General features: G+C 58.3%; 22 protein-coding genes. 15 read left to right on the forward strand and 7 right to left on the reverse strand.

The features are described from left to right. Nucleotides 1-49: 49 nt before the first annotated feature. Complete coding sequence (locus A6013_RS16155; RefSeq protein WP_059358596.1) at nt 50-472, reverse strand: DoxX family protein; 423 nt, start codon at nt 470-472, stop codon at nt 50-52. A 172-nt stretch (nt 473-644) separates the two neighbouring features. Here A6013_RS16155 and A6013_RS16160 point away from each other — a divergent pair, with 172 nt between their 5' ends. After that, complete coding sequence (locus A6013_RS16160) at nt 645-1,784, forward strand: 3-phenylpropionate MFS transporter (protein ID WP_048960048.1); 1,140 nt, start codon at nt 645-647, stop codon at nt 1,782-1,784. Here A6013_RS16160 and csiE read toward each other — a convergent pair whose 3' ends face one another. Continuing rightward, complete coding sequence (gene csiE, locus A6013_RS16165) at nt 1,785-3,062, reverse strand: stationary phase inducible protein CsiE (protein ID WP_049001532.1); 1,278 nt, start codon at nt 3,060-3,062, stop codon at nt 1,785-1,787. Between the two features lie 125 nt (nt 3,063-3,187). Here csiE and A6013_RS16170 point away from each other — a divergent pair, with 125 nt between their 5' ends. Beyond that, the gene (locus A6013_RS16170; protein WP_028014079.1) at nt 3,188-3,826 is read left to right on the forward strand and encodes a DUF1007 family protein; all 639 of its coding nucleotides are present in this window, start codon (nt 3,188-3,190) and stop codon (nt 3,824-3,826) included. After that, complete coding sequence (locus tag A6013_RS16175; protein ID WP_028014078.1) at nt 3,817-4,809, forward strand: nickel/cobalt transporter; 993 nt, start codon at nt 3,817-3,819, stop codon at nt 4,807-4,809. The genes A6013_RS16170 and A6013_RS16175 overlap by 10 nt, the downstream gene beginning before the upstream one ends. Nucleotides 4,810-4,814: 5 nt before the next feature. Here the strand turns inward: A6013_RS16175 and suhB are convergent, their stop codons facing one another. Further along, entirely contained in the window at nt 4,815-5,618 is an 804-nt protein-coding gene (suhB, locus tag A6013_RS16180; RefSeq protein ID WP_028014077.1) for an inositol-1-monophosphatase, read from the reverse strand. Nucleotides 5,619-5,750: 132 nt separating this feature from the next. Between suhB and trmJ the strand changes: the two genes are divergently transcribed. The 11 genes from trmJ to sseB all read left to right on the forward strand — a co-directional run bounded on the left by trmJ (nt 5,751) and on the right by sseB (nt 14,473). After that, nucleotides 5,751-6,476, forward strand: coding sequence for a tRNA (cytosine(32)/uridine(32)-2'-O)-methyltransferase TrmJ (gene trmJ / locus A6013_RS16185; protein WP_028014076.1), 726 nt, complete (start codon nt 5,751-5,753; stop codon nt 6,474-6,476). Between the two features lie 216 nt (nt 6,477-6,692). Further along, nucleotides 6,693-7,184 (forward strand): Fe-S cluster assembly transcriptional regulator IscR, encoded by a 492-nt coding sequence (gene iscR, locus A6013_RS16190; protein ID WP_008502158.1) that lies wholly within the window; start codon nt 6,693-6,695, stop codon nt 7,182-7,184. Between the two features lie 117 nt (nt 7,185-7,301). After that, the gene (iscS, locus tag A6013_RS16195; protein ID WP_003860663.1) at nt 7,302-8,516 is read left to right on the forward strand and encodes a cysteine desulfurase; all 1,215 of its coding nucleotides are present in this window, start codon (nt 7,302-7,304) and stop codon (nt 8,514-8,516) included. 24 nt (nt 8,517-8,540) lie between these two features. Further along, nucleotides 8,541-8,927, forward strand: coding sequence for a Fe-S cluster assembly scaffold IscU (iscU, locus tag A6013_RS16200; RefSeq protein ID WP_003860661.1), 387 nt, complete (start codon nt 8,541-8,543; stop codon nt 8,925-8,927). Between the two features lie 13 nt (nt 8,928-8,940). Then, on the forward strand, nt 8,941-9,264 hold the full coding sequence (iscA, locus tag A6013_RS16205; RefSeq protein ID WP_003860659.1) for an iron-sulfur cluster assembly protein IscA: 324 nt from the start codon (nt 8,941-8,943) through the stop codon (nt 9,262-9,264). A 76-nt stretch (nt 9,265-9,340) separates the two neighbouring features. Further along, complete coding sequence (gene hscB, locus A6013_RS16210; protein ID WP_069733423.1) at nt 9,341-9,856, forward strand: co-chaperone HscB; 516 nt, start codon at nt 9,341-9,343, stop codon at nt 9,854-9,856. 14 nt (nt 9,857-9,870) lie between these two features. Further along, on the forward strand, nt 9,871-11,721 hold the full coding sequence (gene hscA, locus A6013_RS16215; protein WP_045260179.1) for a Fe-S protein assembly chaperone HscA: 1,851 nt from the start codon (nt 9,871-9,873) through the stop codon (nt 11,719-11,721). A 1-nt stretch (nt 11,722) separates the two neighbouring features. Then, a complete protein-coding gene (gene fdx / locus A6013_RS16220) occupies nt 11,723-12,058 on the forward strand; it encodes an ISC system 2Fe-2S type ferredoxin (RefSeq protein WP_003860652.1) in 336 nt (111 codons plus the stop codon). A 1-nt stretch (nt 12,059) separates the two neighbouring features. After that, entirely contained in the window at nt 12,060-12,260 is a 201-nt protein-coding gene (gene iscX, locus A6013_RS16225) for a Fe-S cluster assembly protein IscX (RefSeq protein WP_003860650.1), read from the forward strand. Between the two features lie 53 nt (nt 12,261-12,313). Then, nucleotides 12,314-13,600, forward strand: a complete 1,287-nt coding sequence (gene pepB, locus A6013_RS16230) for an aminopeptidase PepB (RefSeq protein WP_069733424.1) — start codon at nt 12,314-12,316, stop codon at nt 13,598-13,600. 96 nt (nt 13,601-13,696) lie between these two features. Beyond that, complete coding sequence (sseB, locus tag A6013_RS16235) at nt 13,697-14,473, forward strand: enhanced serine sensitivity protein SseB (protein ID WP_045260181.1); 777 nt, start codon at nt 13,697-13,699, stop codon at nt 14,471-14,473. Nucleotides 14,474-14,490: 17 nt separating this feature from the next. Here sseB and A6013_RS16240 read toward each other — a convergent pair whose 3' ends face one another. The 4 genes from A6013_RS16240 to A6013_RS16255 all read right to left on the reverse strand — a co-directional run bounded on the left by A6013_RS16240 (nt 14,491) and on the right by A6013_RS16255 (nt 19,121). Continuing rightward, nucleotides 14,491-15,261, reverse strand: a complete 771-nt coding sequence (locus A6013_RS16240; RefSeq protein ID WP_063943559.1) for a MurR/RpiR family transcriptional regulator — start codon at nt 15,259-15,261, stop codon at nt 14,491-14,493. Further along, the gene (sseA, locus tag A6013_RS16245) at nt 15,261-16,106 is read right to left on the reverse strand and encodes a 3-mercaptopyruvate sulfurtransferase (protein WP_069733425.1); all 846 of its coding nucleotides are present in this window, start codon (nt 16,104-16,106) and stop codon (nt 15,261-15,263) included. Before sseA ends, A6013_RS16240 begins: the two co-directional genes overlap by 1 nt. A gap of 90 nt (nt 16,107-16,196) precedes the next feature. Then, nucleotides 16,197-17,564: a 6-phospho-alpha-glucosidase gene (locus A6013_RS16250; RefSeq protein WP_047364170.1), complete on the reverse strand. Its 1,368-nt coding sequence runs from the start codon at nt 17,562-17,564 to the stop codon at nt 16,197-16,199. A 12-nt stretch (nt 17,565-17,576) separates the two neighbouring features. Further along, a complete protein-coding gene (locus A6013_RS16255; protein WP_069733426.1) occupies nt 17,577-19,121 on the reverse strand; it encodes a PTS transporter subunit EIIC in 1,545 nt (514 codons plus the stop codon). Between the two features lie 287 nt (nt 19,122-19,408). On the opposite strand from A6013_RS16255, the gene A6013_RS16260 reads away from it, so the two are divergent. Further along, nucleotides 19,409-24,361, forward strand: a complete 4,953-nt coding sequence (locus tag A6013_RS16260) for an alpha-2-macroglobulin (protein WP_069733427.1) — start codon at nt 19,409-19,411, stop codon at nt 24,359-24,361. The last annotated feature ends 1 nt before the right edge of the window (nt 24,362 follow it).

The raw sequence follows: 24,362 nt of genomic DNA on the forward strand, positions 1-24,362 counted from the left end.
CTGCTTTGCAGAAATAAAAAAGGCCGCGCTTGCGGCCTTTTTTTATGGCTTAACGTCGGTCCAGGGAAATGGCCCCCGGTCCCACAATCGCCAGCAAAATAAACGCGCCAGCAATACTGACGTTCTTGTAGAAATTAATCATATTCGGCACAACCGCATCTCCGGTCATATCCCAGTAGTGGTGACCGATAATCGCCGTGCCCAGCGTATAGAAGATAAAGAGCACCGCGAGGGGGCGGGTGAAAAAGCCGAGCACGATCAGGATAGCGGCGGGAACCTCCATTACTACGGCGATAATGGCCGCCAGCATCGGCATGGGGGCGCCAAGCGACGTCATATACTGAACGGTGCCGCTAAACCCCGTCAGCTTGGGATAGCCAAAAATAATAAACAGGACAACGATGGCAATACGGGCAATCAATAGCAGGAAGGAGCGTGAGGAGCCGAAATCGAAATAACGTAAGCTGTTCATGGCAAACGACCTCTTCAGGCGATGTCTTTTAAACGTAATACAATTTTGCCGCTCACGCCATACGCCGACCGGCTGTCCAGGACGTTAATTTATCGTTAATTTATAGCGCGCTAACGACTTGCTAAAGTGCAGGATAAACGCCAGACTATCGCCTCCATTTCGGGAGGGATTCATGGTCTTGCATTCCACGCGCTGGCTGGCGCTCAGCTACTTCACCTACTTCTTTAGCTACGGTATTTTTCTGCCTTTCTGGAGCGTCTGGCTCAAGGGAATTGGTTTGACGCCAGAAACCATCGGCATTCTGCTGGGCGCGGGGCTGGTGGCGCGTTTCCTCGGAAGCCTGCTGATTGCCCCCCGCGTCAGCGATCCCTCCTTACTGATTAAAGCGGTGCGCATTCTGGCCCTGCTGACGCTGGTCTTCGCGGCCTGCTTCTGGGTCAGCCACCAGTTTGCCTGGCTGATGGTGGTGATGGTTGGCTTTAATCTGTTCTTCTCCCCGCTGGTACCCCTGACGGATGCGCTGGCGAACACCTGGCAAAAGCAGATCACCATGGACTATGGTCGCGTGCGCCTCTGGGGATCGATTGCCTTCGTGATCGGCTCGGCGTTGGTGGGGAAACTGGTCAGCCTTTACGACTATCGCGCGATTCTGGCGCTGCTGAGTATCGGTATTGCCTCGATGCTGCTGGGCATGTTGCTGCGCCCGTCGGTGATGCCGCAAGGGGAGAGTCGCCATCAGGAGAGCGCCGGCTGGCCCGCCTGGCGGAGCCTGGTGGCCCAGAGCTGGCGTTTTCTGGCGTGCGTCTGTCTGCTTCAGGGGGCGCATGCGGCGTACTATGGCTTCAGCGCCATCTACTGGCAGGGGGCGGGCTACTCGGCCTCTGCTGTCGGTTACCTGTGGTCGCTGGGGGTGGTGGCAGAAGTCATTATTTTCGCCCTGAGCAAAAAGTTGTTCCGCCGCTTCGGCGCGCGCGATCTGCTGCTGCTTTCCGCGGTCTGCGGCGTGGCGCGCTGGGGGATTATGGGCTGGACGACCGAACTGCCGTGGCTGATTGTGGCGCAGATCCTTCACTGCGGCACCTTCACCGTGTGCCACCTGGCGGCGATGCGCTATATCGCGGCGCGCGAGGGCGGGGACGTGATCCGTCTGCAGGCGGTCTACTCTGCGGTGGCGATGGGCGGCAGCATTGCGGTGATGACGGTCTTTGCGGGCTTTCTGTATCAGCATCTGGGACACGGCGTGTTCTGGGTCATGGCGCTGGTGGCGCTCCCGGCGATGTTTGTTCGACCGAAAGTGGCCGCACGGGCGTAGCTACGATTCCAGCATGGCGCGAATATGTTCCTGCTGCTGCGCGTTAAGTGATTCAACCGCGTGGATCAGCGGCGGCGAGAACAGCGGCAGCACGGTAGGATAGGGGGTGATAACCAGCGCGGCTTCGCGCGGTGCCCCCTCTTTCTGGAACGCCTGCAGCGTCAGATAGCGAATGTTGAGCGGCAGCAGGGTTAATTCGCGCAGCTGCTGTTCAATCACCTCCTCACAGGATTTATCCTCCCCGGTCAGCAGCACTACCTGTTTTTCATGCAGATCGGTCTCCTGCATCAGCCAGGCGCCGAAAATAACCGCTACCAGCGCCATCTCTTCATCGGAGAACCGCAGCCCAAATTCGGCTTCCAGCTCAAAGAGTGCCTCTTTCGTGGTGCGTAACAGCCGGGGATAGAGACGGTGAATTTCCTCAGGCAGGCTATTGTCGATGCCGATCTCAAACAGCGAGCGGTCCAGCGCCTGAGCCAGATGGATATACAGCTGATCGGTCAGCCCCTGCTCATCGCTGAAGTTCATCCCGGTCTGGGAGCGGAAACGGGCCACCATGCGCACAATGGCGCGGCGGAGGCGCTGATCCTGCTGGTGTTTATCGAGCACTGGATCGGGCGTGCGGAGCATCATAAACAGCAGCGCCAGAAACAGCTGCTCATCCACGTGCGCGCCCTGCGGCACGCGCCGCTTCCAGTGACGAACAATTTCCTGCGCCGTAAAATACTCTCCCCGCGACTGGGTCCAGCTGCGCTGCGCGTGGGAAAACTGCGGCGTATTCCCTAAGTGGTGCTGGATGAGGCAGTATTGCAAGTAGAGCTGTAAGAACTGGACGTCCCGGCATTCAAACTGACGCTGCAGCTTGCGTGAGCAGAAGCCGATCAGCGCCCGCAGATTAGCATCGTCGTAAAGCGGCCGCGCGATGCCGTGCTGTTTAAGCGCGGTTTTTAAGGCTGGGGTAAACTGGTGCGAGACAAACTGCGGACAAAGGCGGAGCGCCCTGCGCAGCCAGTGCAGCAGACATAAACGCTGATTCAGGGCAGTGCCTTCAATTCGGTAGCTGCCGTCATGGTGCGTGACGATATCCAGCCGGTGATAGCGCTGGATTTCATCGCGCGTCTCGGCTATATCTTGCCGTGCCATGACCTCGTCCACGCCATTGGCAGCGATTATGCTCTGTGCGGTGACGGCAGCATCGGGCAGGTAAAGCATCAAAAGCACCTGGCAGCGGCGCTGCGAACTGGAAAGCACAGATGGAATTTCAAGCGTCGTCATCATCTGTCGGGTATCCAGTGTGAATGTTTGATAAGAATAGCTAAAGGATGGACGCTGAAAAGCGCGCCGGCAGGCCTTTCACTCAGGATTGCTGGGGAACATCACAGAATTTTTGACGTGAGGAATTGATGCAGACAGTTAAACAAAATGCGATGGCGTTATTTTTGGCGGTTATCACCTTTACCGCCAGCGCACATCCTCACAGTTTTATCAGCCTGAAAACCGAGCTGGTCACCGACGGCACGCAGCTGAGCGGCCTGAAAATGCGCTGGACGATGGATGAAATCACCTCGGCGGATCTGCTTTATGATGCGGGTAACGCGAAGCCGGGCGACGAAATCTGGAAAAAGCTGGCGGCAGAAGTGATGGCCAACGTGCTCGGGCAGCACTACTTCACCGAGTTCTGGCATAACGGACAAAAGGTGAAGTTCCTCAATCGCCCGACAGAATACGGCATGTCCCGCGACGGACATCAGGCGGTGCTGACGTTCGTGCTCCCACTGGCGCATCCGCAGCCGCTGGCAGGACAAACCTATACGTTTTCCACCTTTGACCCAACGTACTACGTCGATATGAGCTACGCCGAGGACAGCGACGTGCAGCTTCCTGCGTCGTTGCAAAAAACCTGCAACATTACGGTTCACACCCCGAAGCCCAGCGAAGAGACGCTGAATTTTGCTGTCTCTCTTGATAAAGAGGATGCCCCACCGGAGGACATGGAACTGGGTAAACAGTTTGCGCAGAAGGTAACGTTACAATGTCAGTGATCTCCTCTCCGGTACGAAAGCCGCGCCGCTGGCTGCACCTCTGGCCGCTGGCGCTTTTTCTACTGCTCGCCGTTTGCGGTTCGCTCTGGCTGTGGCAGGCCTGGCCGCAGGTGATGATGAAAAGCATCATCTGGCAGCGTGAGGTCAACCAGCAGATGAGCGGGCTGCTGAAGGCGGTGGCGGAGAACCCGACCAAAGCGGGCGGTTCCCTGCTGGCGTTCAGCTTTATCTATGGCGTGCTGCATGCGCTGGGGCCGGGGCACGGCAAAATCGTTATTACCACCTGGCTTGCCACCCATCCGTCGAAGCTGAAATCAAGCATTGGCCTGACGCTGGCCTCTTCGCTGCTTCAGGGGGGCGTGGCGATTGCGCTGGTGGTGGTTGTGCTTTCGCTATTACAGCTTCCCGCGCGCCAGCTGCACCTGAGCAGCTTCTGGCTGGAGAAGGGCAGCTATGCGCTGGTCGGCGTGCTGGGGCTGATCCTCTGCTGGCGGGCGCTGAAAAAGCTGCGCGCGCTGCTGCAAAAGCCCAAATTCAAAACCTTTACGCCGCACCACGTTCATGATGAGCACTGCGGCTGCGGGCATCAGCATCTGCCGACGCAGGAACAATTACAGAGCGGTGACGACTGGCGCGCGCGGCTGATGATAGTTCTCTCTATGGGGATGCGCCCGTGCTCGGGGGCAATCATGGTGCTGCTGTTCAGTAAAGTGATTGGCGTGTTCGGCTGGGGCATGCTCTCGGCGCTGGCAATGGCGGCAGGAACCTCTCTCACCATTTCGTCTTTGGCGTTGCTGGTTCACAGCTTCCGTCAGCTTGCGGTAAAACTCAGTGGCAATAAAACGCCGGTACTGTGGCGACAGGTAGGATGGACAACGCTCGCGCTGGCGGGGGGAGTGATTCTGCTGGTGGCGGCGGTAACGATGTGGATGAGCGCGGCGCCGTTTAGCACCCTCTCCCCTTTGGGGAGAGGGCTGAGATGAGGAGATTAACGCTTCAGCGCATCGCTCAGCTCGTCACGCATGTTGGCCAGCATGGCTTTAACAACGCGTGGGTTACCCGCAACGATGTTGCCGGTGGTCATGTAGTTGTGGCCGCCGGTGAAGTCGCAAACAATCGCGCCTGCTTCACGTGCGATCAGCTCGCCCGCAGCGAAGTCCCACGGCTTCAGTGACAGTTCGAAGTAACCGTCAACGCGGCCGGTTGCCACGTAGGCCAGATCCAGCGCAGCAGAGCCGGTGCGACGGAAGTCCGCGCATTCGGTGAACAGCTTGCCCAGGATATTCATATAGGTGGTTGCGTGCTGCTTCGCCTTGAACGGGAAGCCGGTCGCCAGGATGGTGCCGTCCAGGTCGCGTGCGTTGCTGCAGCGCAGACGGTAGCCGTTCAGCTGTGCGCCCTGACCGCGGGTCGCGGTGAACAGTTCGTTACGCATTGGATCGTAAACAACGGCGACTTCAGTACGGCCTTTAATGCGTACTGCGATTGACACAGAGAAGTGTGGCAGGCGTTTAACGAAGTTGGTGGTGCCATCCAGCGGATCGATAACCCATTGAACATCCTGATCGGTACCTTCATGTTCACCGCTTTCTTCGGTGATGATGGTGTGCTGCGGGTAAGATTTGCGGATCGTTTCGATAATAATCGCTTCTGCGGCTTTATCGACGTTAGTCACGAAATCATTGCTGCCTTTCTGGCTGGTTTCTACGGAGTCTGGCGTTTCGTAGTGTTTGGCAATTACATTACCCGCCTTGCGCGCTGCGCGCACGGCGATGGTCAGCATCGGATGCATCGGTCTCTCTCACTGGATGTTAAAGAACAGGAAAATCGGCGCAGAGTATAGCAGCGGGATCGGATTATGTCTCCCGTTTATGATAATATGCCCGAATATTCTTCAGACACTGAACCCAGACATCTAAAAATTATGCTGCAAAACATTCGAATCGTGCTGGTCGAAACATCGCACACCGGCAACATGGGCTCTGTGGCCCGCGCTATGAAAACCATGGGCTTAACGAACCTGTGGCTGGTTAATCCGCTGGTGAAACCAGACTCTCAGGCTATTGCCCTGGCGGCCGGGGCCAGCGACGTGATCGGCAACGCGCAGATCGTGGACACGCTGGATGAAGCGCTGGCCGGTTGCAGCCTGGTGGTGGGCACCAGTGCGCGCTCCCGCACGCTGCCGTGGCCGATGCTGGATCCGCGCGAATGCGGCCTGAAAAGCGTCTCGGAAGCAGAGCAGGCGCCGGTTGCGCTGGTGTTTGGCCGCGAGCGCGTTGGCCTGACCAACGACGAACTGCAGAAGTGCCACTACCACGTGGCGATTGCAGCCAACCCGGAATACAGCTCGCTGAACCTGGCAATGGCGGTGCAGGTAATCGCCTACGAAGTGCGCATGGCCTGGCTGGCGACGCAGGAGAAGCAGGCAGAACCGAAAGAAGAGACGGCCTACCCGCTGGTGGACGACCTTGAGCGTTTCTACGGTCACCTGGAGCAGACGCTGCTCGCTACCGGCTTCATCCGTGAAGGCCACCCTGGCCAGGTGATGAACAAACTGCGCCGCATGTTTACCCGCGCGCGTCCGGAAAGCCAGGAGCTGAACATCCTGCGCGGAATTCTGGCGTCGATTGAGCAGAAGAATAAAGAGTAGTGCCGATTTCCCCCTCTCCCCGTGGGAGAGGGTTGGGGTGAGGGCATCAGGCCGCACCTATATTATGAAGGCACAGAAGGTTAAATACCTGACTAAAACAGTCAAGTAAATAGTTGACCATTTTAGTCAGGAATGTCAGACTTGGCCCTGCTATGCAATACCCCCATTTTACAATAAAAAACCCCGGGCAGGGGCGAGTTTGAGGTTAAGTAAGACATGAGACTGACATCTAAAGGGCGTTATGCCGTGACCGCGATGCTGGACGTTGCGCTCAACTCCGAAGCGGGCCCGGTTCCGTTGGCTGATATTTCTGAACGACAAGGGATCTCCCTCTCTTACCTGGAACAGCTGTTCTCCAGACTGCGTAAAAATGGACTGGTGTCCAGCGTTCGTGGCCCGGGCGGCGGTTATCTGCTGGGTAAAGACGCGGGCAGTATTGCGGTTGGCGAAGTGATTAGCGCGGTGGATGAATCCGTTGACGCAACCCGTTGCCAGGGTAAAGGCGGCTGTCAGGGCGGCGATAAGTGCCTGACCCACGCGCTGTGGCGCGATCTGAGCGACCGTCTGACCGGCTTCCTGAACAACATCACCCTCGGTGAACTGGTCAATAACCAGGAAGTTCTGGACGTATCAGGCCGTCAGCACAGCCATGATTCACAACGCAGCACCCGCGCGCAGGACGCTATCGACGTCAAATTACGCGCGTAATAAAACGATAAGTATTTCAGAATCAGGCCGGGGTGGTCACACCCCGCGTACTCGGTCGTACATCCAGCCGGTTGCCTGATTCCTTGCATTGAAGCGATGTACGGAGTTTATAGAGCAATGAAATTACCGATTTATCTCGACTACTCCGCAACCACGCCGGTGGACCCGCGTGTTGCCGAGAAAATGATGCAGTGTCTGACCCTGGACGGAAACTTTGGTAACCCAGCTTCCCGTTCACACCGTTTTGGCTGGCATGCTGAAGAGGCGGTGGATATCGCCCGTAATCAGATTGCTGACCTGGTGGGTGCCGACCCGCGTGAGATTGTTTTCACCTCCGGTGCGACCGAATCCGACAACCTGGCGATCAAAGGTGCAGCCAACTTTTATCAGAAAAAAGGCAAGCACATCATCACCAGCAAAACCGAACACAAAGCCGTGCTGGACACCTGCCGCCAGCTGGAGCGTGAAGGGTTCGAAGTGACCTATCTGGCTCCGCAGAGCAACGGTATTATTGACCTGAAAGAGCTCGAAGCGGCGATGCGTGACGACACCATCCTGGTCTCCATCATGCACGTTAACAACGAAATCGGCGTCGTTCAGGACATCGCGACCATCGGCGAAATGTGCCGCGCGCGCGGTATCATCTACCACGTGGACGCGACCCAGAGCGTGGGCAAACTGCCTATCGACCTGAGCCAGCTGAAAGTAGATCTGATGTCCTTCTCCGGCCACAAAATCTATGGCCCGAAAGGGATCGGCGCGCTGTACGTTCGTCGTAAGCCACGTATCCGCATCGAAGCACAGATGCACGGCGGCGGTCACGAGCGCGGCATGCGTTCCGGTACGCTGCCTGTTCACCAGATCGTGGGCATGGGCGAAGCGTACCGCATTGCAAAAGAAGAGATGGAAACCGAGATGGCGCGCCTGCGCACGCTGCGTAACCGTCTGTGGGACGGCGTGAAAGATATGGAAGAAGTGTATCTGAACGGCGATCTCGAGCAGGGCGCGCCGAACATCCTCAACGTCAGCTTCAACTATGTTGAAGGCGAATCGCTGATCATGGCGCTGAAAGACCTGGCCGTTTCTTCCGGTTCTGCCTGTACGTCTGCAAGCCTGGAGCCATCCTACGTGCTGCGCGCGCTGGGTATGACTGACGAGCTGGCACACAGCTCTATCCGTTTCTCTTTAGGTCGTTTCACTACCGAAGAAGAGATTGACTACACCATCAAGCTGGTTCGTAACTCCATTGGCCGTCTGCGCGACCTTTCTCCACTGTGGGAAATGTTCAAGCAGGGCGTGGATCTGAACAGCATTGAATGGTCACATCACTAATCGGTATATAAGGAGAATTCAATCATGGCATACAGCGAAAAAGTTATCGATCATTACGAGAACCCGCGCAACGTTGGCTCTTTTGACAACAGCGATGAATCTGTCGGTAGCGGCATGGTTGGCGCGCCGGCGTGTGGCGACGTAATGAAGTTGCAGATTAAAGTCAACAATGAAGGTATCATTGAAGACGCGCGCTTCAAGACCTACGGCTGCGGTTCTGCAATTGCGTCCAGCTCCCTGGTCACCGAGTGGGTGAAGGGCAAGTCTCTGGACGAAGCACAGGCAATTAAGAACACGGATATTGCTGAAGAACTCGAACTGCCACCGGTGAAAATTCACTGTTCTATTCTGGCAGAAGACGCGATCAAAGCCGCCATTGCGGATTACAAAAGCAAACGTGAAGCAAAATAATTGAGGTTTGAGTATGTCGATTACCCTTAGCGACAGCGCTGCCGCGCGAGTAAGCTCTTTTCTGGCGAACCGTGGTAAAGGCTTTGGCCTGCGACTGGGCGTACGTACCTCCGGCTGTTCTGGTATGGCTTACGTACTGGAGTTTGTTGACGAGCCGGCGTCTGATGACACCGTGTTTGAAGACAAGGGCGTGAAGGTGGTGGTCGATGGCAAAAGCCTGCAATTTCTCAACGGCACTCAGCTGGACTTCGTAAAAGAAGGCCTGAACGAAGGGTTCAAATTCACGAACCCGAACGTCAAAGACGAGTGTGGTTGCGGCGAAAGCTTCCACGTTTAACCGCGCGTCATCCGAAACCCCACCGTGGCTTTGCTGCGCGTGGGGTTTGTTCTAACAGGCTACCCCTGAGATTGTTATGGATTACTTCACTCTCTTCGGACTACCCGCTCAATACCCGATCGATCTTCAGGCACTGACGGTCCGTTTTCAGGATCTGCAGCGTCAGTATCATCCGGATAAATTCGCCAGCGGGACGCAGGCAGAGCAGCTGGCTGCGGTATCGCACTCCGCGACCATCAACCAGGCCTGGCAGACGCTGCGCCATCCGCTGGCGCGTGCAGAATATCTGCTCTCGCTCCACGGCTTTGATCTGGCGAGCGAACAGCACACCGTGCGCGACACCGCGTTTCTGATGGAACAGCTGGAGCTGCGCGAAGAGCTGGATGAGATTGAACAGGCCAAAGACGAAGCGCGTCTGGAACGTTTTATTACGCGCGTGAAGGGCATGTTCGATACCCGCCATCAGCAGATGGTGGAGCAACTGAACAACGAGACCTGGGACATGGCGGCAGACACTGTGCGCAAACTCCGTTTTCTCGATAAACTGCGAAGCAGCGCTGAACAACTCGAAGAAAAGCTGCTCGATTTTTAATTTCGGAAGCAATTATGGCCTTATTACAAATTAGTGAGCCTGGCTTAAGCGCCGCACCGCACCAGCGTCGTCTGGCGGTCGGTATTGACCTGGGCACCACCAATTCCCTCGTGGCGACCGTGCGCAGCGGCCAGGCGGAAACGCTGGCCGACGAGCAGGGCCGCCATCTGCTGCCTTCCGTGGTCCACTACCAGCAGCAGGGTCACGCGGTCGGCTATGACGCCCGCGCCAACGCCGCGCGCGATCCGGCCAACACCATCAGTTCCGTAAAGCGCATGATGGGCCGCTCGCTGGCTGATATCCAGACCCGCTACCCGCACCTGCCGTATCAGCTGCAGGCCAGTGAAAACGGTCTGCCGATGATTGCCACGGCGGCCGGTTTGCTGAACCCAATTCGCGTGTCTGCTGACATCCTCAAAGCGCTGGCGGCGCGCGCGACGGCGACGCTTGGCGGCGATCTGGACGGCGTAGTGATCACCGTTCCGGCCTATTTTGACGACGCACAGCGTCAGGGCACCAAAGACGCCGCGCGTCTGGCGGGCCTGCACGTGCTGCGCCTGCTGAACGAACCGACGGCGGCGGCGATTGCCTACGGCCTCGACTCCGGTCAGGAAGGGGTAATTGCGGTCTACGATCTGGGCGGCGGCACCTTTGATATTTCTATCCTGCGCCTGAGCCGCGGGGTGTTTGAAGTGCTGGCGACCGGCGGGGATTCCGCGCTCGGCGGCGATGATTTCGACCATCTGCTGGCGGACTACATCCGCGATCAGGCGGGCATCAGCGATCGCAGCGATGCGCGCGTTCAGCGCGAACTGCTGGATGCGGCCATCGACGCCAAAATTGCGCTGAGCGATGCGCAGTCGGTCAGCGTTAATGTCGCAGGCTGGCAGGGTGAAATCACCCGCGACCAGTTCAGCGAGCTGATTGCGCCTCTGGTTAAACGCACCCTGCTGGCCTGCCGTCGCGCATTGAAGGATGCGGGCGTGGAGGCTGACGAGGTGCTGGAAGTGGTCATGGTGGGCGGCTCAACGCGCGTGCCGCTGGTGCGCGAGCGCGTGGGCGAATTCTTTGGCCGCACGCCGCTGACCTCCATCGACCCGGACAAAGTGGTTGCCGTCGGCGCCGCTATCCAGGCCGATATTCTGGTTGGCAACAAGCCGGACAGCGAAATGCTGCTGCTGGACGTCATCCCGCTGTCTCTCGGTTTAGAAACTATGGGCGGCCTGGTGGAGAAAGTGATCCCGCGTAACACCACCATTCCGGTGGCGCGTGCGCAGGAGTTCACCACCTTCAAAGACGGCCAGACCGCGATGTCCATCCACGTGATGCAGGGCGAGCGCGAACTGGTGCAGGACTGCCGCTCTCTGGCGCGCTTTGCGCTGCGCGGCATCCCGGCGCTGCCAGCTGGCGGGGCGCATATTCGCGTGACCTTCCAGGTAGATGCGGACGGCCTGCTGAGCGTCACGGCGATGGAAAAATCGACCGGCGTGGAGTCGTCCATCCAGGTGAAGCCGTCCTACGGCCTGACCGATGGCGAAATCGCCTCCATGATCCAGGATTCAATGAGCTACGCCGAGCAGGATGTGAAGGCGCGTATGCTGGCTGAACAGAAAGTTGAAGCCGCACGTGTGCTGGAAAGTCTGAACGGGGCGCTCGCTGCCGATGCCGCGCTGTTAAGCGCCGCCGAGCGTCAGGTGATTGACGAGGCTGCCGCGCGCTTACGCGCAGTCGCCGAAGGCAATGACGCTGACGCAATAGAAGAAGCCATTAAAAACGTTGATAAACAAACCCAGGACTTCGCTGCTCGCCGCATGGACAAATCTGTCCGCGTCGCGCTGAAAGGCCAGTCCGTGGACGAGGTTTAATATGCCAAAGATTGTTATTTTGCCTCATGCGGACCTCTGTCCGGATGGCGCTGTTCTGGAAGCGAAGACCGGTGAAACCATTCTCGATGTTGCCCTGCGTGCAGGTATCGAAGTGGAACACGCCTGTGAAAAATCCTGTGCCTGCACCACCTGCCACTGCATCGTGCGTGAAGGTTTCGACTCTCTCGCCGAGAGCACCGAAGACGAAGACGACATGCTGGATAAAGCATGGGGTCTGGAGCCAGACAGCCGCCTGAGCTGCCAGGCCGCGGTGACCGATGAAGATCTGGTCGTGGAATTCCCGCGCTACACCATCAACCACGCACGCGAGCATTAATATGGGACTGAAGTGGACAGACAGCCGTGAAATCGGTGAAGCGCTCTACGACGCGAACCCGGATCTCGATCCCAAAACCGTACGATTCACCGACATGCACCAGTGGATCTGCGATTTAGAGGATTTTGACGACGATCCAAACGCATCCAATGAAAAAATTCTGGAGGCGATTCTGTTAGTCTGGTTAGATGAAGCAGAGTAAATCACTTAACGGGCTGCCTTCAGGCGGCCCGTTTGCTAATAAGGATAAATAAAATGACCGAAGCGATGAAGATTACGCTCTCTACGCAGCCCGCCGACGCGCGCTGGGGCGAGAAAGCCAGCTACAGCATCAACAACGACGGTATCACCCTGCACCTGACGGGCAAAGATGATTTAGGTCTGATCCAGCGCGCCGCGCGTAAAATTGACGGCCTGGGCATTAAGCATGTCTCGCTGGAAGGCGAAGGTTGGGATACTGACCGCAGCTGGGCGTTCTGGGCGGGCTACAAAGGCCCGAAAGGCACCCGCAAAATTGAGTGGGCGAACCTCGACGAAGCCGGTCAGAAAGAGCTGGAAAGCCGCCTGAAAATTATCGACTGGGTGCGCGACACCATCAACGCCCCGGCGGAGGAGTTAGGCCCTGAGCAACTGGCGCAGCGTGCAGTTGACCTGCTGTGCGGCGTGGCGGGGGATAAGATGTCCTACCGCATCACCAAAGGTGAAGATCTGCGCGAGCAGAACTACATGGGCATCCACACCGTGGGCCGTGGTTCTGAGCGTCCTCCGGTCCTGCTGGCGCTGGATTACAACCCAACCGGCGATAAAGACGCGCCGGTCTTTGCCTGCCTGGTCGGTAAAGGTATCACCTTCGACACCGGCGGCTACAGCCTGAAGCAGAGCGCGTTCATGGATTCCATGAAGTCCGACATGGGCGGCGCGGCAACCATCACCGGCGCGCTGGCGTTCGCCATCACCCGCGGTCTGAACAAGCGCGTGAAGCTCTACCTGTGCTGCGCGGACAACATGGTGAGCGGCAACGCCTTCAAGCTGGGCGACATCATTCGCTACCGCAACGGTAAAAATGTCGAAGTGATGAACACCGATGCCGAAGGCCGTCTGGTGCTGGCCGATGGCCTCATCGACGCCTCTGCCCAGAAGCCAGAGCTGATTATCGACATGGCGACCCTGACCGGCGCGGCGAAAACCGCCCTGGGCAACGACTACCACGCGCTGTTCAGCTTTGACGACAAGCTGGCCGCTCGCCTGCTGGCAAGCGCGGCTGCGGAAAACGAACCGTTCTGGCGTCTGCCGCTGGCCGAGTTCCACCGCAGCCAGCTGCCGTCTAACTTTGCCGAGCTGAATAACACCGCGAGCGCGGCGTACCCGGCGGGGGCAAGTACCGCAGCAGGCTTCCTGTCGCACTTCGTTGAGAACTATCACGAAGGCTGGCTGCACATCGACTGCTCCGCAACCTACCGTAAGGCGGCAGTTGAGCAGTGGTCCGCGGGTGCGACCGGTCTGGGCGTGCGTACCGTGGCGAACCTGCTGACGGCTGAGTGATCTTTTTTGCCCGGCGGCGCTGCGCTTGCACGGGCCTGTGGTTTTGTAGGCCGGGTAAGCAAAGCGCCACCCGGCGTTTATTGAAGTAGCCAAACTATGTCAGATACCAAAAACGAATTAGAAACCCTGCTGGAACAGGCGGCGACCGAGCCCGCCCATCGTCCGGCATTTTTCCGCACGCTGCTGGAATCCACCGTCTGGGTGCCGGGCACCGCGGCGGAAGGTGAGCAGGTAGTGGAAGACAGCGCGCTGGATCTGCTGCACTGGGAGAAAGATGACGGCACGTCGGTGATCCCGTTCTTCACTTCATTGGAAGCGTTGCAGGAAGCGGTAGAAGATGAACAGGCGTTCGTGGTGATGCCGGTGCGCACGCTGTTCGAAATGACGCTGGGCCAGACGCTGTTCCTTAACGCTAAGCTGCCAACCGGGAAAGAGTTTACCCCGCGCGAGATCAGCCACCTGATTGGTGAAGAGGGTAACCCGCTTAGCACCCAGGAGGTGCTGGAAGGGGGCGAAACGCTGCTGCTGTCTGAGGTGGCCGAGCCGCCTGCGCAGATGATCGATTCGCTGACCACGCTGTTCAAAACTCTGAAACCGGTAAGACGCGCGTTCCTCTGCTCTATCAAAGAGAGCGCTGACGAAAAGCCTGTTCTGCTGATTGGGATTGAAGCCGACGGCGATATCGACGACATCATTCAGGCGGCGGGAAGCGTGGCCACCGACACGCTGCCGGGCGATGAGCCGATCGATATCTGTCAGGTGAAAAACGGTGAGAAGGGCATCAGCCATTTTATTACCGAGCACATCACGCCGTTCTACGAGCGTCGCTGGGGCGGCTTCCTGCGCGATCTCAAGACCAACCGCATCATCTGATTACGGCGGGGTGAATGTCACCCCGTTGCCTCCAGCAGCAGTAAATCCATCAGCAGCACCAGATTCGACTCAAACGACGTCACGCCCGCGGCTTCGGCAGCGAAGTGCACCGCCTCGTCATACAGCGCAAAGTGCACGTCCGCCATGCCCGCCAGCGTATTGGCCGAGGCGCGGGTAAAGGCGACGACCGTCATGCCGACGTTTTTGGCAATCCGCGCCTTATCCAGCACCTGTTCCGTTTCGCCGCTGCGGGAGACGGCAATAAATACCTGATAACGCGCAGCGTTGCTAAGAAAAATGTTTCGGCTGTCCCCCGGCCCGGAGATGAACGCCGTTTTGCCCAACACCTGCAGCTTCTTGGTCAGGTATTCGGCAAAGAGATAGGAAAACCCGGCGCCGTAGAGAAAGAAGCTCTCTTTCTGGCGCAGCAGGCTGGCAAACTGCTGGCGTTTGGCCTGGGTGACCCACTGAAAGGTGTGCTGATAGTTAGCGATAAACTGATTAAACAGCGCCGGGAGCTCAGGAAGGGATTGCGCCTGAGCGGCAATATGCGGCGTGTCGGAGAGCAGTTGCTTGCAGTGCCAGATAAACTCGCTAAAGCCGCTAAACCCCAGCTTCTGACACAGCCGCATAATGGTGGCGGTAGAAACAAACGTCGCCTGCGCCAGCTCGCGCACCGTGATGTTGCCCACCAGCAGCGGATGCTCCGTCAGGTGGGCGAGGACGCGATACTCCGCGCGGGTCAGGGACGCCCCGCGCGTTAACAGCGTGGCCAGGCGGTTATCCATTATTTCGCCGGTTCAACTGGCAGATCGTCACGCGCCCCCCATTCGCTCCAGGCGCCGTCGTAGAGCGTAACGTCGTTGACGCCGAGGGTGGCGAGCGCCAGGATCACCACGCAGGCCGTCACGCCGGAGCCGCAGCTGGCAATAATCGGGCGATGTAAATCCACGCCCGCGCGGTCAAAAATGGCACGCAGCTCGTCGGTAGTTTTCAGCTCGCCCTCAAACACCAGGTCGCCCCACGGCACGTTCAGCGCACCTGGAATATGGCCTCGTCTCAGCCCTGGACGTGGTTCATCCGCTTCAGCGTTAAAGCGTGGTGCAGGGCGCGCATCGACGATTTGCGCCGTCTTTTCATGGCTCGCGACCAGTACGTCGGTCAGGCGCTTCACCACGTTGACGTCGAACGTCGCGTCGAACTCGCCTTCCGGCAGCGTCACGTCGCCCTGCTGGAGCGGCAGCTCGTCACGCTTCCAGCCCGCCAGACCGCCCGCCAGAATCGAGACTTTTTCCACGCCAAACTGTTTCAGCATCCACCATGCGCGCGGCGCGGAGAACAGATTGCCTTCATCGTAAACAACAAGATGTTTGTCTTTGCTGACGCCCAGCTCGCGCATCGCCACGGAAAACGCTTCCGGGCGCGGCAGCATGTGCGGCAGGGGAGAGGTATGATCGGAGAGGGCTTCGATATCAAAAAATACCGCGCCAGGCAGATGCCCGGCGCGGTATTCACCGGGAACGTCACGATGTTCCTGGCCCGGCGGGGCCATACGCGCGTCAATAATCTGGACTTCCGGATCGTCGCCGTGCTCAATCAGCCAGTCGGCGGCGACAAAATATGAGGTGGACATGGGTTGCCTCCATTCTTTTCCGTAAAAAAGGATTGTCGGTGTTTTTTCTGACACCGACAAGCAAACCACGTTCAACTCGCGAGCAAGCCCCTATTTTTTCACCGTTTCGCCGTCCTGCCAGGCTTTTTGCAGCGCAGGCCAGTAGTCGCGGTTGGCTTCTATCATCTCATCCAGAATCGCTTTTGCGTGCTCCATGGTGGGCACGGTGCGGTTGAGGGTGAACGCCTGAAGCGCTTTCTCATAGCTGCCTTCGATGGTCGCCTCTACCAGCAGTTGTTCAGACGCCAGCTGCTGTTGCAGCAGGGTCTGGTGGAACAGCGGTACCAGCCCCACGCGCACAGGCTCCGGCCCTTCGGAGGTGATGTAGGCGGGTACTTCCACCACCGCATCGTATGGCAGATTAGTAATCGCCCCACGGTTCTCCACCATTACCAGATGGCGTTGGCGCAGGTTAAAGGCCAGCGAGCAGGCGACATCGACGATAAACTCGCCGTGAACGCCCACGTGGAAGGCATCCGGTAAAATCCCGGTGTGCTTGTACTCTTCGGCGGCGGCGAACAGCTTTTTCTCACGCCCGTTCATCACTTCGTTGGCGCGGGTATAGTCCGGGTTCTGATGCTCCACAATTTGGTTTGGCATCAGGTAGTACTGCAGGTACGGGTTCGGCAGGTACTCCGGGAAGTTATCCATAATCGGCTTGATGTTGCGCCAGGTTTTAACCCACGAAGGATCCGAGTGCTGCGGATCGGTTTTGGCCGCATCTTCCGTCAGCAGGCCAAACTTCGCGATATGTTTACGCAGCTCCGGTAATTTGTCCTCGCCGTCCACCAGCACGCGGGTAAACCAGCCGAAGTGGTTCAGGCCAAAGTAGTCCACCTCCAGTTTGCGACGATCGACACCCAGAATGGCCCCCATATTACGCATCGCCGCGACCGGCATATCGCAGATGTTCAGCACGCGAGCATTTGGTCGCAGGCGTCGCACGCCCTCCGCGACGATCGCCGCCGGGTTGGAGTAGTTCACGATCCAGGCTTTCTCATGCGCGTAGCGATCCACCAGATCGATAAGCTCGACCATCGGCAGGATCGTGCGCAGTCCGTAGGCCAGCCCGCCGGGGCCGCAGGTCTCCTGGCCGACCACGCCGTGACGCAGCGGGATCTTCTCATCCTGCTCGCGCATTTTGTACTGGCCGACGCGCATCTGGGCGAAAACGAAATGCGCGCCGCTGAAGGCCACTTCCGGGTCACTGGTGACGGTAAATTTGATGCTCTGGCTGTGGTCGCGAATCACTTTCTCAACCACCGGCGCAATGGTGTTCTGACGCGCCTCGTCGATGTCATAGAGGCGGATTTCGGCCAGCGGAAAATCCTGCAGGCGCACCATCAGGCTTTTCACAATACCCGGCGTGTAAGTGCTGCCGCCGCCGGCAATCGACAGAATGAATGGGGGTGTAAACATCTTTAGCTCCTTTCAGAGAAACGTCTCAACGGCTTCTCGCATTTTTTTGACGTGCAGCCCGTAGACCACCTGAACGTTGTTACCTTGTTTGATAACCCCTTTCGCGCCGGTCGCCTTCAGGCGCGGCTCGTCGATGATGGCAACATCCTTCACCGTGACGCGTAAGCGGGTGTAGCAGTTATCCACAACCTCAATATTTTCCCGGCCGCCCAGGCCCACCACGATGGACTCGCCCAGCCCGTCGTTATTGCCTTTCGCCTGGTACTCCTGCTTGCTGTAGAGGCGTGTCTCCTGATCTTCATCCTCACGGCCCGGCGTTTTCATGTTGAAACGCAGGATCAGGAAGCGGAACACCACGAAGTAGAGGGCAAACATGATCAGCCCAACCACGATGTACATCGGCCAGTTGGATTTCTCGGTGCCGAGCGGCAGGTTGTAGAGAATGAAATCGATAATCCCGTTGGCGCCGATGGCATGAACGCCCAGCAGCGAGAACAGCATCATGCCAATACCGGTCAGGACCGCATGCACCACGAACAGTAGCGGGGCGACGAACAGGAAGGAGAATTCAATCGGTTCGGTCACGCCGACCAGCAGCGAGGTTAGCGCCGCCGGGATCAGAATGGCTTTCGCAATCGCCTTACGCTCCGGCTTCGCGGTCATGTACATCGCCAGCGCGGCGGCGGGCAGGCCGAACATCTTGCTGATGCCGCGCGCGTCCCACACTACCGTGCTGCTGAGCTGCTTCACGTCCGGGCAGGCCATCTCGGCGAAGTAGATATTGCGCGCCCCCTGGTAAGCCGTGCCGCACACCTCCTGCGTGCCCCCCAGTTCGGTATACAGGAACGGCGTATAAACCAGATGGTGCAGGCCGGTCGGCACCAGAATGCGCTCAAGGAAACCGTAGATCGCCACCCCGAACGGGCCAGAGCCTTTAATTGCCAGCGCCAGCGCGCTAATCCCATGCTGGGCAAACGGCCAGAGTTCGCTCATTACCACGCCGAGCAGCATAGAGACGGGCAACATGACAATCGCCACAAAACAGTGGCCGGAGTAAATTGCCATCGCGCCGTTAAACTGTACGCCGGAGTATTTGTTATACAGGTAACCGGAGAGCGCCCCGGTCAGGATCCCGGCGAAAACGCCCATCTCCAGCACCTGAACGCCCAGCACCATGCTTTGTCCGGCGGCTTTCATCTGCTCAGCAGGGGCCAGCTCGCCCTGCAGCTGCAGCGTCACGTTCATGGCGTTGATAAAGACCACGAAAGTCACCAGACCAATCAGCGCCGCGTAGCCTTTATCGCGCGTCGCCAGACCAATCGGGATCCCGACGGCAAACACCAGCGCTAGGTTGACCAGCACCGACACGGCAGATTTGGCGATCAGCTGGCCGATACTCTGGATAAGCGGATGACCAAGGAACGGCAGGTATTCGGCCAGGTTACCGTTGCCCAGCACATTGCCAAAGGCGATAAACAGACCGACAATCGGTAAGATAAGTACCGGTCCGTATAATGATTTTCCGAAATTTTGTAGGGCGTTCACGGCTCGTTTCATGGCTTTCTCTCTTTTTGAACCGCGCACTCGGGGTGCGTCATGGTCATAAAACTAGCAGGCTCTGAGCGAACATATCCAGCTATCTTCTTGTTTTAAAAACAAATGACGTAAAAGGTAACATGTGACGTTATGCGTTGTGATCGCGGTTCCATCCCGGTGTAGCGGCGTGATGCCATTCTGCGAGGCGCTTTCCAGATTCTTAAAATGGACTTTTTGTATTAACGAAACTTGCGGATAATACTTATCCGGACGACGACCAACAGGCCCCCTCAGGCCAGGGACACAGGATGAAACCGTTTCGCTTAGCCGCGATCTCTCTCGCGCTGCTCACCACCTTTACGCTTGTCGGCTGTGATAACAGCGACGATAAACCTCAGGCTGCGGCTCCCGCAGCATCCACCGCATCAACACCGAAAGCCGCGGAAAAGCCCGACGCTGAAAAGCTGGCTAAAATGGCCGCCCAGAGTCAGGGAAAAGCGCTGACTCTGCTTGATGCGTCTGAAGTGCAACTGGACGGCGCCGCTACGCTGGTGCTGACCTTCTCTGTCCCGCTGGATCCGGAACAGGATTTCGCGAAGACGGTTCACGTCGTGGATAAGAAAAGCGGCAAAGTTGACGGGGCGTGGGAACTTGCGCCTAACCTGAAAGAGCTGCGCCTGCGCCATCTGGAGCCAAACCGTAATCTGGTTATCACCGTGGATCGTGGCCTGGTGGCGCTAAACAAAGCGACCTTTGGCATTGATTATGAAAAAGCCCTCACCACGCGAGATATAGAGCCGTCGGTCGGTTTCGCCAGCCGCGGCTCGCTGCTGCCGGGCAAAGTGGTGGAAGGGCTGCCGGTGATGGCGCTTAACGTCAACAATGTGGACGTCAATTTCTACCGCGTGAAGCCCGAATCGCTGGCCTCGTTTGTCAGCCAGTGGGAGTACCGCAACTCGCTGACCAACTGGGAATCTGACAATCTGCTGAAGATGGCGGAACTGGTCTATACCGGTCGTTTTGACCTCAACCCGGCGCGCAATACGCGTGAAAAACTGCTCCTGCCGCTTAAAGATATCAAGCCGCTTCAGCAGTCCGGCGTTTATATCGCCGTCATGAACCAGGCAGGGCACTACAACTACAGCAATGCCGCAACGCTCTTTACCCTGAGCGATATCGGTTTGTCTGCTCACCGGTATCATAACCGGCTGGACATTTTCACCCAGAGCCTGGAAAACGGTGCGGCGCAGTCCGGCGTCACCGTCACGCTGCTGAATGATAAAGGTCAGACGCTCGCCGAAGCCAGCAGCGACGCCGACGGCCATGCGAAGCTTGAAACAGACAAAGAAGCCGCGCTGATCCTCGCCAGCAAAGACGGCCAGACTACGCTGCTCGATCTCAAGCTCCCAGCGCTCGACCTGGCAGAGTTCGACATCGCCGGTAGCCCCGGCTTCAGCAAGCAATTCTTTATGTTTGGCCCACGCGATCTCTATCGTCCGGGTGAAACGGTGATCCTTAACGGCCTGCTGCGCGACAGCGACGGAAAACCGCTTCCTGATCAGCCCGTGAAGCTTGACGTGCTGCGCCCGGACGGGCAGGTGGCACGCACGATCGTTGTTCAGCCTGAGAACGGCCTCTACCGCTTCAATTACGCGCTGGATAGCGGTGCCCAGACAGGCATGTGGCATATTCGCGCGAATATCGGTGATAACCAGCAGCGCCTGTGGGATTTCCACGTCGAAGATTTTATGCCCGAGCGTATGGCGCTCAATCTGACGGGACAAAAAGCACCGGTTTCCCCACAGGATGAGGTGGACTTCAACATCGTGGGCTATTACCTGTATGGCGCTCCGGCCAACGGCAATTCTCTTCAGGGCCAGCTTTTCCTGCGTCCGCTGCGTGAGGCCGTTGCTGCGCTGCCCGGCTTCCAGTTTGGTGATATTGCGGAAGAAAACCTGAGCCGCAGTCTGGATGAAGTGCAGCTTACGCTGGATGAGCAGGGTCACGGGCAGGTCACCATCGAAAGCCAGTGGAAAGAGGTACACTCGCCTCTGCAGCTGATCCTGCAGGCGAGCCTGCTGGAATCAGGCGGTCGTCCGGTGACGCGCCGCGCGGAGCAGGCTATCTGGCCGGCGGCGCAACTGCCGGGTATCCGTCCGCAGTTCGCCAGTAAGGCGGTCTACGACTACCGTACCGATACCACCGTCAACCAACCGATCGTCGACGAGAACGGCAACGCCAGCTTTGACATCGTCTATGCCGATGCCAGCGGCGCGAAAAAAGCGGTATCCGGCTTACAGGTACGCCTGATCCGTGAACGCCGTGACTATTTCTGGAACTGGTCCGAGAGCGAAGGCTGGCAGTCTCAGTTTGATCAAAAAGAGCTGATTGAGGGCGAGCAGGAGCTTAGCCTTAAGGCCGATGAAACCGGCAAAGTCACCTTCCCGGTGGAGTGGGGCTCATACCGTCTGGAAGTGAAAGCGCCTGATGATGTGGTCAGCAGCGTGCGCTTCTGGGCAGGTTACAGCTGGCAGGATAACAGCGACGGCACCGGGGCCGCGCGCCCTGACCGCGTGACCCTGAAACTGGATAAACCGGCCTATCAGCCAGGCGATACCATCCAGCTGCACATTGCAGCGCCAGCCGCAGGCAAGGGCTATGCGATGATCGAGTCCAGCGAAGGGCCGCTGTGGTGGAAAGAGATCGACGTACCGGCAAACGGGCTCGATCTTTCCATTCCGGTGGATAAAGCCTGGAAACGTCACGATCTCTATCTCAGTACGCTGGTGGTGCGTCCTGGCGATAAATCCAAATCCGCCACGCCGAAGCGCGCGGTTGGTCTGCTGCATCTGCCGATGGGCGACGAAAATCGCCGCCTGAACATAGCACTGGATAACCCGCAGAAAATGCGTCCAAACCAGACGCTCTCCGTGAAGGTGAAGGCCAGCGTGAAAGAGGGGGCGGTTCCGCAGAAAGTGAACGTGCTGGTCTCGGCGGTGGACAGCGGCGTGCTGAACATTACCGATTACGTTACGCCAGATCCATGGCAGGCCTTCTTCGGCCAGAAGCGTTACGGCGCCGATATCTATGATATCTACGGCCAGGTCATTGAAGGGCAGGGCCGCATGGCCGCGCTGCGTTTCGGTGGTGACGGCGATGAACTCAAGCGCGGCGGTAAACCGCCGGTGAACCACGTCACCATTATTGCCCAACAGGCTCAGCCGGTTACGCTGGATGCCAACGGAGAAGGCACCGTTACGCTGCCGATTGGTGATTTCAACGGCGAACTGCGTCTGATGGCGCAGGCGTGGACGGAAGATGATTTCGGCAGCAGCGAAAGCAAGGTTGTGGTGGCCGCGCCGGTTATTACCGAGCTTAATACTCCGCGCTTCCTGGCAAGTGGAGATACCTCACGGCTGACGCTGGATCTCACTAACCTGACCGACAAACCGCAATCGCTGAACGTCGCCTTGAGCGCGACAGGAAAAGTGTCGCTGGAAGGTGCACAGCCGCAGCCGGTTCAGTTGCCGCCGGGCGCGCGCAGTACCCTGTTTATTCCGGTGCGTGCGCTGGAGGGTTATGGTGACGGTGAGGTGACGGCGCAGGTTACCGGCCTGGAGCTTCCGGGCGAAACCTTTGCCCCGCAGCAGAAGAGCTGGAAAATTGGCGTACGTCCGGCATTCCCGGCGCAGACGGTCAATACCGGTGCCATGCTGAACCCCGGCGAGTCCTGGACCGCACCGGCGCAGCACAGCAACGGTTTCTCTCCTGCCACCCTGCAGGGGCAACTGCTGCTGAGCGGCAAACCACCGCTCAACCTGGCGCGCTATATTCGTGAACTGCAGGCGTATCCGTATGGCTGCCTGGAGCAGACCACCAGCGGCCTGTTCCCGTCACTCTATACCAACGCCGCGCAGCTTACCGCGCTTGGTATAAAAGGAGATACCGATGACCAGCGCCGTGCTGCCATTGATATTGGGATCTCCCGTCTGCTGCAGATGCAGCGTGATGATGGCGGTTTTGCCTTGTGGGATAAAAACGGCCCTGAAGAGTACTGGCTGACCGCCTATGTGACTGACTTCCTGGTGCGCGCGGGCGAGCAGGGTTATAGCGTACCTGCCGATGCGGTGAACAACGCCAACAACCGTCTGCTGCGCTACCTGCAGGATCCGGGCATGATGTCTATCCGCTACAGCGACGACGCCAAGGCCAGCAAATTTGCCGTGCAGGCGTATGCCTCGCTGGTGCTGGCGCGTCAGCAAAAAGCCCCGCTGGGCGCGCTGCGTGAAATCTGGGAGCGCCACGGGCAGGCGGCTTCCGGGCTGCCGCTGATGCAGCTGGGCATGGCGCTCAAACTGATGGGCGATGCGCCGCGCAGCCAGCAGGCGCTGGATCTGGCGCTCAAAACACCGCGTAACGACAGAAAAACATGGATGGCCGATTACGGCAGCCCGCTTCGCGATAACGCGCTGATGCTCTCCCTTCTGGAGGAGTATAAATTGCTGCCGGATGCGCAAAATACGCTGCTGAATGCTCTTTCTGAACAGGCATTCAGCCAGCGCTGGCTATCCACCCAGGAGAGCAATGCGCTGTTCCTGGCCGGACGTTCGCTGCAAACCCTGTCAGGTGCATGGCAGGCGAAAACCACGTTGTCTGATACCGCATCAGGCGGCGATAAGGCGCAGGTACAAAACGTAAGCGGCGACCAGCTTGGTGCGCTTCAGGTAACCAATACCGGCACGGCACCGCTGTGGGTACGTCTGGACAGTACCGGCTATCCGGAATATGCGCCTCAGCCGAGTTCCAACGTGCTGCAGGTTGAACGTCATATCCTGGCAACCGATGGCAGCAGCAAATCGCTCTCTTCGCTGAAGAGCGGTGAGCTGGTGCTGGTCTGGCTTGAAGTGAAAGCCAGCCAGAACGTGCCAGATGCGCTGGTTGTGGATCTCCTCCCGGCTGGTCTGGAGCTGGAAAACCAGAACCTGGCGAGCAGCAGCGCAAGCCTGCAGGACAGCGGCAGCGAAGTGCAGAACCTGCTCAGCCAGATGCAGCAGGCGGACATTCAGCACATGGAGTTCCGCGACGACCGCTTTGTGGCCGCCGTGCCGGTAAACGAAGGTCAGCCGGTTACGCTGGTTTATCTGGCCCGTGCCGTAACGCCGGGCACCTACCAGGTGCCGGTTCCGATGGTGGAGTCTATGTACGTTCCGCAGTGGCGGGCAACGGGTGCGGCCAGCGGCCCGCTGATTGTTGTTCCGTAAT

It is taken from the genome of Enterobacter sp. IF2SW-B1 (assembly GCF_001743375.1).
In the GTDB taxonomy this organism is placed as follows: Bacteria; Pseudomonadota; Gammaproteobacteria; order Enterobacterales; family Enterobacteriaceae; genus Enterobacter; species Enterobacter bugandensis.

What these genes read in the sequence shown, in the direction of transcription:
- A6013_RS16155 (WP_059358596.1), bottom strand. Translation starts at nt 472, where the DNA reads ATGAACAGCTTACGTTATTTCGATTTCGGCTCCTCACGCTCCTTCCTG.
- A6013_RS16160 (WP_048960048.1), top strand. Translation starts at nt 645, where the DNA reads ATGGTCTTGCATTCCACGCGCTGGCTGGCGCTCAGCTACTTCACCTAC.
- csiE (WP_049001532.1), bottom strand. Translation starts at nt 3,062, where the DNA reads ATGATGACGACGCTTGAAATTCCATCTGTGCTTTCCAGTTCGCAGCGC.
- A6013_RS16170 (WP_028014079.1), top strand. Translation starts at nt 3,188, where the DNA reads ATGCAGACAGTTAAACAAAATGCGATGGCGTTATTTTTGGCGGTTATC.
- A6013_RS16175 (WP_028014078.1), top strand. Translation starts at nt 3,817, where the DNA reads ATGTCAGTGATCTCCTCTCCGGTACGAAAGCCGCGCCGCTGGCTGCAC.
- suhB (WP_028014077.1), bottom strand. Translation starts at nt 5,618, where the DNA reads ATGCATCCGATGCTGACCATCGCCGTGCGCGCAGCGCGCAAGGCGGGT.
- trmJ (WP_028014076.1), top strand. Translation starts at nt 5,751, where the DNA reads ATGCTGCAAAACATTCGAATCGTGCTGGTCGAAACATCGCACACCGGC.
- iscR (WP_008502158.1), top strand. Translation starts at nt 6,693, where the DNA reads ATGAGACTGACATCTAAAGGGCGTTATGCCGTGACCGCGATGCTGGAC.
- iscS (WP_003860663.1), top strand. Translation starts at nt 7,302, where the DNA reads ATGAAATTACCGATTTATCTCGACTACTCCGCAACCACGCCGGTGGAC.
- iscU (WP_003860661.1), top strand. Translation starts at nt 8,541, where the DNA reads ATGGCATACAGCGAAAAAGTTATCGATCATTACGAGAACCCGCGCAAC.
- iscA (WP_003860659.1), top strand. Translation starts at nt 8,941, where the DNA reads ATGTCGATTACCCTTAGCGACAGCGCTGCCGCGCGAGTAAGCTCTTTT.
- hscB (WP_069733423.1), top strand. Translation starts at nt 9,341, where the DNA reads ATGGATTACTTCACTCTCTTCGGACTACCCGCTCAATACCCGATCGAT.
- hscA (WP_045260179.1), top strand. Translation starts at nt 9,871, where the DNA reads ATGGCCTTATTACAAATTAGTGAGCCTGGCTTAAGCGCCGCACCGCAC.
- fdx (WP_003860652.1), top strand. Translation starts at nt 11,723, where the DNA reads ATGCCAAAGATTGTTATTTTGCCTCATGCGGACCTCTGTCCGGATGGC.
- iscX (WP_003860650.1), top strand. Translation starts at nt 12,060, where the DNA reads ATGGGACTGAAGTGGACAGACAGCCGTGAAATCGGTGAAGCGCTCTAC.
- pepB (WP_069733424.1), top strand. Translation starts at nt 12,314, where the DNA reads ATGACCGAAGCGATGAAGATTACGCTCTCTACGCAGCCCGCCGACGCG.
- sseB (WP_045260181.1), top strand. Translation starts at nt 13,697, where the DNA reads ATGTCAGATACCAAAAACGAATTAGAAACCCTGCTGGAACAGGCGGCG.
- A6013_RS16240 (WP_063943559.1), bottom strand. Translation starts at nt 15,261, where the DNA reads ATGGATAACCGCCTGGCCACGCTGTTAACGCGCGGGGCGTCCCTGACC.
- sseA (WP_069733425.1), bottom strand. Translation starts at nt 16,106, where the DNA reads ATGTCCACCTCATATTTTGTCGCCGCCGACTGGCTGATTGAGCACGGC.
- A6013_RS16250 (WP_047364170.1), bottom strand. Translation starts at nt 17,564, where the DNA reads ATGTTTACACCCCCATTCATTCTGTCGATTGCCGGCGGCGGCAGCACT.
- A6013_RS16255 (WP_069733426.1), bottom strand. Translation starts at nt 19,121, where the DNA reads ATGAAACGAGCCGTGAACGCCCTACAAAATTTCGGAAAATCATTATAC.
- A6013_RS16260 (WP_069733427.1), top strand. Translation starts at nt 19,409, where the DNA reads ATGAAACCGTTTCGCTTAGCCGCGATCTCTCTCGCGCTGCTCACCACC.